Below are 10,362 nucleotides of genomic sequence, written 5' to 3'. Positions count from 1 at the left end.
CGGCTCTTGACTATTTTTGATAAAATCCTCTAATAATTGTATCCACATTTGTAGCCCACACCCCAGTTCTCAAATTTACTTTTTTCTTATTTCCGTATTTTCTCACAAACTGCTCAGGATTGCTATATATACATTAGAAATCGAAATTTTGTTAATCAGAAAGTCGCTCAAAGTCCCGCTTACTTTATTCATAATATGGATATCAGAATTTAATTAGGGCTTGCTGAATAAACTCAAAACCTTGATAAATCAAGGGTTTCGGGTGAAAAATTAGGAAATCAGTGCAGGATTTTTCAGGGGTATACTCCTAAAAGCGTGCATTTTCCGGGTGAAATTTCAAAGAATTGGTTACTAACAGATCACCTAAACTCTTGCCTATTCCCTATTCCCTGCCTTAACGAAGAGACTTTTTCAGCAAACCCTAATTAACTGGTAATTAACAATGATTGTTTTTGAGAGGATGTCTGAGAAGTATCAGGTTTTATCCAGATCCCCCCTTACTCCCCTTAATAAGCTATCCATTATAAACATCTTTCTTAATTTCATGAGAGCGATCGCTTGCAGACCCCCAACCCTTAATCCTCCCTTGCTGATTCTCAATAAAATGAGGTTTTTATGAATAAAGATGAGGTGCATTTTGTCAAGATCAGGTAAATTCAAAAGTCTTGAAACCTTTACCAAGTAGAGGTTTTAAGATTGTTAAGAAAGATGTTTATAATGGATAGCCTTTTAAGGCGGGGAGCGTCAAAATAGAGTAAACAATACTTAGGTGCTGTCATGAACACAATTAATGTTCTTTACGAACAAGATTATTTCCTTTGGCTGGAAGAAACTTATAAATTACTAGACAATAATCGCATTGAGGAATTAGATTTTTTACATTTAAAGGAGGAAATTCTCAGTTTGGGTAATGAACAAAGGCGGAAAGTTGACAGTTACCTGCGTCAATTGCTCATTTACTTATTGTTGTATAAGTATTGGAAATCTGAAAAAGAATACTGTGCCAAAGGTTGGCAAAATGAAATTGATAACTTTCGATTTGAGCTTGAGTTATTGTTAAAGTCTAAAACGTTGTATAACTATTTCTTGCAAGAAATTGCAGAAATTTATGTTAAAGCCAGAAGACAGGCTATTAAAAAAAGTGAATTACCTGCTCATCTTTTTCCTGAAAGTTGTCCGTTTTCTGCCGATGATCTACTTGATCCAGAATTTCTTCCTGATTAAAATTAGTGATGTCCCTGTGAAATTTCTATAACAATGCTTCTCAAAAATGGGCGATCGCACCCGAATGAATCATGTATCAAAGTGAAGCACCTCCGCAAAAAACCTACCCCTGTGATGGCAGGGGGAAGCCTTGAATTTTAATGGTTTTATCCCACATTCCGCACCCCCCAGTGTCACAATCGGTAATTTCGGATTTTTGAAGACCTTTGAGGATAATTTTAATACAAAATGGTCTAAAGTTTAGGTAGCGATAGCGAAGCGCTGCTGCAAGCAGTTCGCCAATCTCAAATCCCCAAATGACCATTTTTCGTTGTGTGACAGCTAAGGGTGCGGAAGGTGGGTTGGATGCAATCCCAAAAATTTGACCGCTTTTCACCAGTGGTATGTATGCCATGAGGAAAGTATAGCATTAAGTTAGTGAAAGTTGGCAAATGACTATACTAAAAACGGGTTACAGCCTTACTATTTAAATCGCTAAGAGTATTGCTATCCAAAGATTTTTGCCTGAACAAAAGTCTAGCAATCATCCGTTTTTAGTATAACTAGCTAATTTCCTCTTGAAAATTTATAAAACAGCCTCTAAAGTTGATCAGGATTTATCCCCATTGTCTGTAATTTTGCCAGCAATTCCTCCCTTTGTTGGCGCTCCTGTGCCAGTAACAATTCCGCAGCCTCTGCTCTTTGCTGTGCCTGTTGGGCTTCTTGCTGTGCTTGTTGGGCTTCTTGCTGTGCTTGTTGGGCTTCTTGCTGTGCTTGTTGGGCTTCTTGCTGTGCCTGTTGAGCTTCTTGCTGTGCCTGTTGAGCTTCTTGCTGTGCCTGTTGAGCTTCTTGCTGTGCCTGTTGAGCTTCTTGCTGTGCCTGTTGAGCTTCTTGCTGTGCTTGTTGAGCTAATTCACGGGCTGTAGGTAGTAGAACCCCCTCTAAAGTTGCCCAACGCACCCAGACGGCATTGGCTCCCCCAAATTCTCCCGCCCAACGCACTAGAGCTAAACCTAATTTTTGACTGATCAGCCTGTTTTGCTCATCGGGAATGATTGGTTCATATCCATAATCCCTGATGATGAAACCAGCAAACTCATTGGGATTAAAAGGATCATACCAAAAGTATTCTGGTACTCTGAGCCTGTTTTGGTATATTTCTTTTTTGTCTGTCTTGTCTCTGAAAGCAGTGCTAGAGGATAGCAACTCTACTACCACATCTGGACCTTTACCCTCTTCCCAAGTTACCCAACATTTGCGCTCTCCCTTGGGAACATCCAACACAGCAAACATATCCGGACCACGGAAATCATGGTTTTTCAATTGATGGGGACTAAAGTAAACAAACATATTACCCCCCACAAAGGCATCTTGATCCCCTAACCAAGCAGCTAGGGGATCAACTAGTAAGTCCATTTGCAGTTTATGGCGATAGGTTTCCATAGGGATGCCGTCATCATATAGTAATTCATCCTGGGTGGGGGGATTAACAAAATCTGGGGTTGAATCTGGTGTCGATTGATCTAAGTTTAGCAATGTCGATTCACTCATATTTCCTCCGATTGAATCCCGATGCTTACTAATTTAACTAAGTTTAACTAGGGTTTGCTGAGAAAGTCTTTCCGTGAGGGCATAGGAGTCAGGAGTCAGGGGGAGATTTGAAAATTTCTTTGCCATCTCTTGAAATCCCAAAAAATGCACACTTTTTCCGGTATACCCTTCAAAACCCTTGCACTAATTTCTGTGTTTATCAGCCTCTAACCTTTGATATATCAAGGTTTTAGGTTTATTCAGCAAACCCTAACTAACATTGATTCGGTTTTGCATATCCAGGGAGCCGGGGAATGAATTAAGAGTCTCAAAGCTCAAGTCTGTTAAAAACCGACTAGTACCGCTTCGCGGAAGTCAAAAATCAAAAGTCAAAAATCAAAAATAATAAGTCGTAAGCTTTTTAGCGATTGAGAATGGTTGGTTTATTTACGCCGTGCTGTACTAGATATGAAAACTTAATACAAATAGTTGCTTAAATTCATGATATAACAAAAGTAGGACTTACGCAAGATGTGACTGAAAACTTTATTCTTGCGTAGGGGTAATTCATGAATTACCCCTACTTTCGTTCCCTTTTGCGTAAGTCCTGAAGAGATTGAATAAAATCACAATCAGTTTTATTAAATCTGATGTTTTGTATTTATGGATTGGTTGTATATCAAGGGGTTTAAGCATTATTTTTTATGAAATTATCATAACCACTCTAGGAGAGCCAAAATCCATCATTTAAACAGAACCACAATTTCATTATTAGAACAAACAACAGATTTAGACAAACCTCCACCCACACCAAAACACCATCATCACCAAACACCAAACCAGTCGTTTTTTAACCGACTTTAGCTTTTAGCTAGGGAATTTATGCCGTGGATGAACAACAAAAATTATTTAAAGGAGAAATATTTAATGTCTAATAAACACGAATATTACTACACCAATGCTGACAGCGGACACCATCATAAATATCTGATTAATTCTTTATTAGAAATGGTATATTCTGCTTCCCCCCCCCTAAAAAATCAACCAAAACCACGCATTTTAGATATTGGCTGTGGCAATGGTAGTTTAACTAATTTAATTGCACAACAAGGGTATGAAGTTATCGGAGTGGAAGAGTCTAAATCAGGTGTGCAATTAGCCCAGGAAAAATTTCCTGATTGTCGTTTTATCCAGGGAAGTATATATGATTTACCCTATACAGAAATAGGAGGGCAATTTGATCTTATTATTTCCTGCGAGGTAATTGAACATTTATTTGACCCTAAAGCTATAGTTAGGAATACTAAACAACTACTCAAACCCAATGGGCGGTTAATTTTGACTACACCCTATCATGGTTATTTGAAAAACTTAGCCCTGGCTATCTCTGGAAAAATGGATAAACACTTCACTGCTCTTTGGGATGGTGGACATATCAAGTTTTTCTCTGTGAAAACATTAGAAAATTTGTTAACAACAGAAGGGTATTCAAATATTGAATTTAAATTTGCAGGTGGAATACCTTACCTGTGGAAATCAATGCTGTGTTCTTCCACACTGGAGCAAGCATATAGCCGCCATGAAACTATAATTTCTCAGTCGGTTTTTAACCGACTTTAGCTTTTAGACTCTTAATTAATTCCCTGACTCCCGTTTGGATAAGCTGTTATGCCTTTAACTGGAATAATGAATACAAGCAAGATGCTTGTGCCACTGTAACTTCAGGTTTTTTAATTATACAGTTTAGCTGCACAACAGCTTATCAATGGAGAGCTTAAATTTACCGCAATGCTAGAACAAATTACCCCCCTCATCCTCACCTATAACGAAGCCCCCAACATTCAGCGCACCCTAGAAAAACTCACCTGGGCAAAAACAATTATTGTCATTGATAGTTACAGCACAGATCAAACCTTAGAAATTCTCTCAACTTATCCCCAAATCACCGTATTTAAACGCAAATTTGATTCCTTTGCCAGTCAATGCAATTATGGCTTACAGCAAGTTAAATCAGAATGGGTTTTATCTCTGGATGCTGATTATATCTTAACCGATGAACTAATTACGGAGATTAAAAATTTACCTCTAGATACTACCATTGACGGCTACTTTGCCAGATTTAAATATTGTGTATTTGGTAAACCTTTAAGAGGTACTCTACTCCCACCCCGCCAGATATTATACAGAATAGAAAAAGCAAATTATCAAGATGATGGACACGCTCATCGGGTTTTAGTAAAAGGTAACTCTAGTCAACTGACAGCATACATTTACCACGACGATCGCAAACCATTAAATCGCTGGTTATGGGCGCAACAACGTTACATGGTGATTGAGTCCAAAAAACTCCTAGAAACCCCGAACCATGAACTGAGTTTAGGCGATCGCTTGCGTAAGCTAAAAATCATCGCCCCACTAATTATACTGGTTTATTGCCTGATTATCAAAGGAGGCATTTTAGATGGTAAATATGGTTTGTATTACGCATTGCAGCGAGTCTTGGCAGAAATTCTGCTCAGTATAAATTTAATAGAAGCTAGTTTTAATCACAGGGATAAATAGGGCTTGCTGAATAAACCCAAAATACTCGTAAATCAAAGGTTTGAGGCTGATCAGGAGGAAAGAAAGTGCAAGATTTTTGAAGGGTATACCTTAAAAACTGTGCATTTTGGGTCTGATAAATTAGAAAATCTGGGGATAACAGATAGCTAAAACTATTCCCTATTCCCTATTCCCTATTCCCTGCCTCAACGAAGGGACTTTTTCAGCAAACCCTAAATAAGGTTTGCTGAATAAACTTAAAACCTTGATATATCAAAGGTTAGAGGCTGATAAACACAGAAATTAGTGCAAGGGTTTGGAAGGGTATACCGGAAAAAGTGTGCATTTTTGGGGATTTCAAGAGATGGCAAAGAAATTTTCAAATCTCCTCCTGACTCCTGACTCCTGACTCCTGACTCCTATGCCCTCACGGAAAGACTTTCTCAGCAAACCCTAAATAAACAAGTATGTGCTGATTTCCTGGAAATGTCGATAATTATCCACAGGGGATACAATAAATGAACAGCCATTGCTTAACACCATGACAGTTATAGAAAGCCATCCCTTATACACATTACCCCCTGTGAGATGGGAAAAACTGCCAGCGGATTTCCCCCTACCAGACGAACCAGTGGAAAGTAATCTCCAACCCCTCCTAGCCGCAGCTTTGCGAGAATCCTTAGAACTGGCTGGATTAATCTTAGAATCCATGCTCATTGCTTCCAATTTTGGGCTATGCGCCACAGTGGGCGACAAAACCATCGTCAAAGCCCCCGACTGGGTTTATATACCTGTAGCTCATCCTCTCCCAGAGGGAGAAGTTCGCCGGAGTTATACTCCCCAAGCCGAAGGAGAACCCCCCGCCATTGTGATGGAATTTATCTCTGCTACTGAGGGGGGAGAATATTCTATTAATCCCCATTATCCCTATGGTAAATGGTATTTTTATGAACAAATTTTAAAAGTCCCTGTATATGTGATCTTTCATCCTCAAACCGGAACCTTAGATGTTTATCATTTAACAGACGGTAAATACCAGCAACAATCCCCAGATGAACAGGGAAGATTTTACCTAGCAACTTTAAACCTGTTTTTGGGTGTATGGAGAGGTAAAAAAGCAGAAATGGTAACCTTTTGGTTGCGCTGGTGGGATGAATCCGGTAATTTGTTTCTTTGGGGTTCTGAATTATTAGAACAAGAACGCCAAAGGACTGAACAAGAACGCCAAAGGGCTGAACAAGAACGCCAAAGGGCTGAACAAGCCGAAGAGAAAGCCGCTAAATTAGCCGCCAGACTGCAAGAAATGGGGATTAATCCCGAAGAAATTTAAGGCGCGGAAATCCTCGTTTTCCTATTAGACCTGCCCGAAAATTAAATAAGCATAACCTGAAACCCATTCGTAGGGACAATTCATGAATTGTCCCTACATCTTTTTCGGAGAAGTCTATTACGAATATGCGATTAGATAACTATAGTCTGGGTAACTATACCCCCGGTGCACCCTATTGGAAACAACTGTGCTGGTACTTCCTGGGATCACCTCTAGTTGAAAGTTCTTGGTTACCCATTTCATCGGTCAAAGTGCAAATACTCCGCATTTTTGGAGCTACTATTGGTCAAGGTGTGCGCCTAAAACCAAAAGTGCGGGTAAAATTTCCTTGGCGCTTCACTGTCGGTGATTATGTCTGGATTGGTGAAAATGCTTGGATAGATAACCTAGCTCATGTTACCATAGAAAGTCATGCTTGCATATCTCAAGATGTCTATCTTTGCACAGGTAATCATGACTGGAATCACCCTGATTTTGAATTAAAAATTGCCCCAATTTATATTGAGGAAGGTAGTTGGATTGCTGCTAAGTCAATAATTGGCCCTGGGGTGACTGTCGGTAAAGGTGCTGTATTAACTCTGGGTGGAGTAGCTGTTAAATCATTAGCATCAATGACAATTTATGCAGGAAATCCTGCACAAGCCATTAAGCCCAGAAAGTTATGATAAAATCGAGTGAGTCAAAACCACGCTCGGCAAAGTATCTGAGCGTGGTGGTCAGTGAGCTTGCGTTTATTTTTTCCTTCATTGGGATGCTCCCAATTTATTTCCAAATGGGGTAGAGTTTCTTATCCTGATATATATATGGATATGGCTTTTTAAAGTGGCATGACCAGTCAGAAAACTCAATCAAAACCTGTGAAAATCGCTGTAGTTGGCGATGTTCACGACCTATGGGAAGTAGAAGATGGTATCGCACTCAAGCATCTGGGTGTTGACTTAGTGCTGTTTGTGGGAGATTTTGGTAATGAGTCAGTGGATGTGGTTAGAGCGATCGCTTCCTTGGATATTCCCAAAGCAGCGGTAATGGGAAACCACGACGCATGGTACACTGCCACTGAATGGGGACGGAAAAAATGTCCTTATGACCGCACTAAGGAAGACCGGGTACAGGAACAATTAGATTTATTAGGATCTGCCCAAGTCGGTTATGGTAAATTGGATTTTCCAGATTGGAATTTAACAGTAGTGGGTAGTCGTCCTTTTACCTGGGGTGGATCAGAGTGGAGATTTGCTGATATCTGTAAACAACGGTATGGTGTCAGCAGTATGGAAGAGTCAGCAGATAAAATCGTGGAAGCGGTGAAAAGTGCAGCTTGTGAGAATATTATTTTTTTGGGTCATAATGGACCGACGGGGTTAGGCGATCGCCCTGAAGACCCCTGTGGTAAAGATTGGCATCCTATTGGTGGTGACTTTGGTGATCCTGACTTAGCAGCAGCGATTTCTCAAAGTATCAATCTGAACAAAATGGTTTCTCTGGTGGCTTTTGGTCATATGCACCGAAATCTGCGCCACACTAAGAAGGTGTTAAGAAAAGCTATATTTAGAAGTCCAGAGGGAACTATTTATTTAAATGCAGCGAATGTACCCAGAATTATCTCAGAAAATGGGGGAAAACGGCGGAATTTTTCCCTGGTTGAGTTAGAGGGGGGTGTGGTAACAAAAGCTTCCCTGGTTTGGGTAGATGATGACTTCCAGGTGGTATCGGCAGAAATTTTTTATAATTCTTCTACTTTAGTATTGCCAACGGCGTAATTATAGGCTATACTGTTATCTGTCGGTTTTTATGTTTAACAAGCTGACAGATAATTTGGAGAGGTGGCAGAGTGGTCGAATGCGCCTGACTTGAAATCAGGTGAAGTGAAAGCTTCCGGGAGTTCGAATCTCCCCCTCTCCGTTGAAGGATTTTTATCTCACGCAGAGACGCTGAGGCGCAGAGAAGAGCGCAAAATGTCCTACCAAATGGTAAAGATATTGTAGATGCAAAGGCTGGTAAACCAGTACCAACAAATCAGGAATGTTAATTTTAGAGTAAAGCGAGAAATTTTTGATAGTATTTTTGAGGCGTGAAAAATGATTGCTCTCAACACCCAAACTATATTAATAACCGGTGCAAGTAGCGGAATAGGTGCTGCTTGTGCTAAAATTTTTGGGCGTGAAAATGCAAAATTGATTTTAGCAGCGCGACGCTTAGAAAAGTTGGAAGAAAAAGCACGGGAACTTAATAAATTATATGGTATAGAAACTCATTTACTTCAGTTGGATGTATGCGATCGCTCGGCCGTTGAATCTGCTATTGCTAATTTACCACCCGAATGGTCAGAAATTGACATTTTAATCAACAACGCTGGTTTAAGTCGCGGTTTAGATAAATTATATGAAGGCGACTGCCAAGACTGGGAGGAAATGATAGATACTAATATCAAAGGTTTACTCTACCTTACCCGTTACATAGTCCCCGGAATGGTACAACGGAATAAAGGTCATGTAATTAATATCGGTTCTATTGCGGGACATCAAACTTATCCCGGTGGTAACGTTTATTGTGGCACAAAAGCCGCAGTTAAAGCTATTTCCGAAGGATTAAAATTAGATTTGTTGGGTACTCCTGTACGGGTGACTTCCGTTGATCCAGGAATGGTAGAAACAGAATTTAGTCAAGTGCGCTTTCATGGGGATACAGAACGAGCGAAAAAAGTATATCAAGGAATGCAACCTTTGACTGCTGATGATATAGCTGATGTAGTATTTTTCTGTGCTACCCGACCGGCTCACGTTAATATTAATGAAGTGATATTAATGCCAGTTGATCAAGCTAGTGCAACTTTAGTAAATCGGATTTAGGTATAATAGAATAGGTAGAATTTTCTTACCCATTACCAATTACCCATTACCAATTGTGCTAAGTTCACCATTACCAACTATCAACGCTCTCAAACAACCTACCAGTGATGCTTGGATAGAACAAGCGATCGCCAATTTAGATATTATTTTACTCGACCATTCCCACTGTGAACGCAAAGCCGCAGGAGTAGCGTTAAATTTTATGTTTCGTTACCCTTCAAATACTAAACTGGTGAGAGAATTAACCGCGATCGCCAAAGAAGAACTAGAACATTTTGAACTCGTCAACCAATGGTTAGAACGTCGAAATATTCTCCTTGCACCCCTTTCACCACCTCCCTATGGTGCAGGTTTAAAAGCACAAGTCAGAAAAAAAGAACCAGAAAAATTTTTAGATAGTTTATTAGTGACTGGTTTAATAGAAGCACGCAGTCATGAACGTTTAGGACTTTTAGCAGCAAACTGTCCAGAACCAGAATTAGCTAAATTTTATCGTGGTTTAATGGCATCAGAAGCGCGACATTTTGGCACATATTGGGTTTTAGCAGATACCTATTTTGACAGACAAATAGTGATGCAAAGACTTGATGAATTAGCAGTTGTGGAAAGTGAAATATTAGCAACCTTGCACCCAGAACCGCGAATTCATAGTTAAAACATGATCCAATTAAAACATCATCAAATTTTAGCTCTTCTCATCTCCTAATTTTAGCCAGATTCTACCATAAGACATACCTTTATCTACCAATAGATAGTTTTATAACCTATCAAATTTGGTAACATTAAAACCCACATTCCGCACCCTGATCTGGCACATAGAGAAATTACGGAAATAAGAAAGGAAACTGAGCCTAAAAAATCACATATTAGCGAAAAAATACATTGTTGAAAAAGAAAAACACCAAAAATGCC

Annotated in this window: 10 protein-coding genes and 1 tRNA gene; 9 read left to right on the top strand and 2 right to left on the bottom strand. The window is 39.6% G+C overall.

The genetic code is table 11. The features are described from left to right. Window positions 1-777 precede the first annotated feature (777 nt). Window positions 778-1,224, top strand: a complete 447-nt coding sequence (locus H5968_RS23715) for a DUF29 domain-containing protein (protein ID WP_187041907.1) — start codon at window positions 778-780, stop codon at window positions 1,222-1,224. A gap of 103 nt (window positions 1,225-1,327) precedes the next feature. Here the strand turns inward: H5968_RS23715 and H5968_RS25285 are convergent, their stop codons facing one another. Then, complete coding sequence (locus tag H5968_RS25285; protein ID WP_222620786.1) at window positions 1,328-1,618, bottom strand: hypothetical protein; 291 nt, start codon at window positions 1,616-1,618, stop codon at window positions 1,328-1,330. Between the two features lie 185 nt (window positions 1,619-1,803). Further along, window positions 1,804-2,754, bottom strand: a complete 951-nt coding sequence (locus H5968_RS23710; RefSeq protein ID WP_187041906.1) for a Uma2 family endonuclease — start codon at window positions 2,752-2,754, stop codon at window positions 1,804-1,806. Window positions 2,755-3,660: 906 nt separating this feature from the next. Between H5968_RS23710 and H5968_RS23705 the strand changes: the two genes are divergently transcribed. The 8 genes from H5968_RS23705 (at window position 3,661) to H5968_RS23670 (ending at window position 10,105) form a co-directional block, all read left to right on the top strand. Then, complete coding sequence (locus tag H5968_RS23705) at window positions 3,661-4,353, top strand: bifunctional 2-polyprenyl-6-hydroxyphenol methylase/3-demethylubiquinol 3-O-methyltransferase UbiG (protein WP_187041905.1); 693 nt, start codon at window positions 3,661-3,663, stop codon at window positions 4,351-4,353. 168 nt (window positions 4,354-4,521) lie between these two features. Continuing rightward, the gene (locus H5968_RS23700; RefSeq protein ID WP_187041904.1) at window positions 4,522-5,295 is read left to right on the top strand and encodes a glycosyltransferase family 2 protein; all 774 of its coding nucleotides are present in this window, start codon (window positions 4,522-4,524) and stop codon (window positions 5,293-5,295) included. A gap of 520 nt (window positions 5,296-5,815) precedes the next feature. After that, window positions 5,816-6,604 (top strand): Uma2 family endonuclease, encoded by a 789-nt coding sequence (locus H5968_RS23695; protein ID WP_187041903.1) that lies wholly within the window; start codon window positions 5,816-5,818, stop codon window positions 6,602-6,604. Between the two features lie 125 nt (window positions 6,605-6,729). Beyond that, window positions 6,730-7,269 carry a WcaF family extracellular polysaccharide biosynthesis acetyltransferase gene (locus tag H5968_RS23690; protein WP_187041902.1) on the top strand — a complete coding sequence of 180 codons (540 nt, stop codon included), beginning with the start codon at window positions 6,730-6,732 and terminating at the stop codon, window positions 7,267-7,269. A 162-nt stretch (window positions 7,270-7,431) separates the two neighbouring features. Further along, entirely contained in the window at window positions 7,432-8,361 is a 930-nt protein-coding gene (locus H5968_RS23685; RefSeq protein WP_187041901.1) for a TIGR04168 family protein, read from the top strand. A 57-nt stretch (window positions 8,362-8,418) separates the two neighbouring features. Continuing rightward, window positions 8,419-8,503 (top strand) — tRNA-Ser (locus tag H5968_RS23680). Window positions 8,504-8,679: 176 nt separating this feature from the next. Then, a complete protein-coding gene (locus tag H5968_RS23675) occupies window positions 8,680-9,450 on the top strand; it encodes an SDR family oxidoreductase (protein WP_187041900.1) in 771 nt (256 codons plus the stop codon). Between the two features lie 55 nt (window positions 9,451-9,505). Then, window positions 9,506-10,105, top strand: a complete 600-nt coding sequence (locus H5968_RS23670; RefSeq protein WP_187041899.1) for a tRNA isopentenyl-2-thiomethyl-A-37 hydroxylase MiaE — start codon at window positions 9,506-9,508, stop codon at window positions 10,103-10,105. Window positions 10,106-10,362 lie beyond the last annotated feature (257 nt).

This window comes from Sphaerospermopsis sp. LEGE 00249 (assembly GCF_014299995.1).
Taxonomy (GTDB): domain Bacteria; phylum Cyanobacteriota; class Cyanobacteriia; order Cyanobacteriales; family Nostocaceae; genus Sphaerospermopsis; species Sphaerospermopsis kisseleviana.
Note: the sequence above shows the minus strand (reverse complement) of the source record. Positions and strands in the feature narration are given on the sequence as shown.

Coding starts and splice junctions, on each gene's coding strand:
- H5968_RS23710 (WP_187041906.1), bottom strand. CDS start 2,754: ATGAGTGAATCGACATTGCTAAACTTAGATCAATCGACACCAGATTCA.
- H5968_RS23695 (WP_187041903.1), top strand. CDS start 5,816: ATGACAGTTATAGAAAGCCATCCCTTATACACATTACCCCCTGTGAGA.
- H5968_RS23690 (WP_187041902.1), top strand. CDS start 6,730: ATGCGATTAGATAACTATAGTCTGGGTAACTATACCCCCGGTGCACCC.
- H5968_RS23675 (WP_187041900.1), top strand. CDS start 8,680: ATGATTGCTCTCAACACCCAAACTATATTAATAACCGGTGCAAGTAGC.
- H5968_RS23685 (WP_187041901.1), top strand. CDS start 7,432: ATGACCAGTCAGAAAACTCAATCAAAACCTGTGAAAATCGCTGTAGTT.
- H5968_RS23715 (WP_187041907.1), top strand. CDS start 778: ATGAACACAATTAATGTTCTTTACGAACAAGATTATTTCCTTTGGCTG.
- H5968_RS23700 (WP_187041904.1), top strand. CDS start 4,522: ATGCTAGAACAAATTACCCCCCTCATCCTCACCTATAACGAAGCCCCC.
- H5968_RS23705 (WP_187041905.1), top strand. CDS start 3,661: ATGTCTAATAAACACGAATATTACTACACCAATGCTGACAGCGGACAC.
- H5968_RS25285 (WP_222620786.1), bottom strand. CDS start 1,618: ATGGCATACATACCACTGGTGAAAAGCGGTCAAATTTTTGGGATTGCA.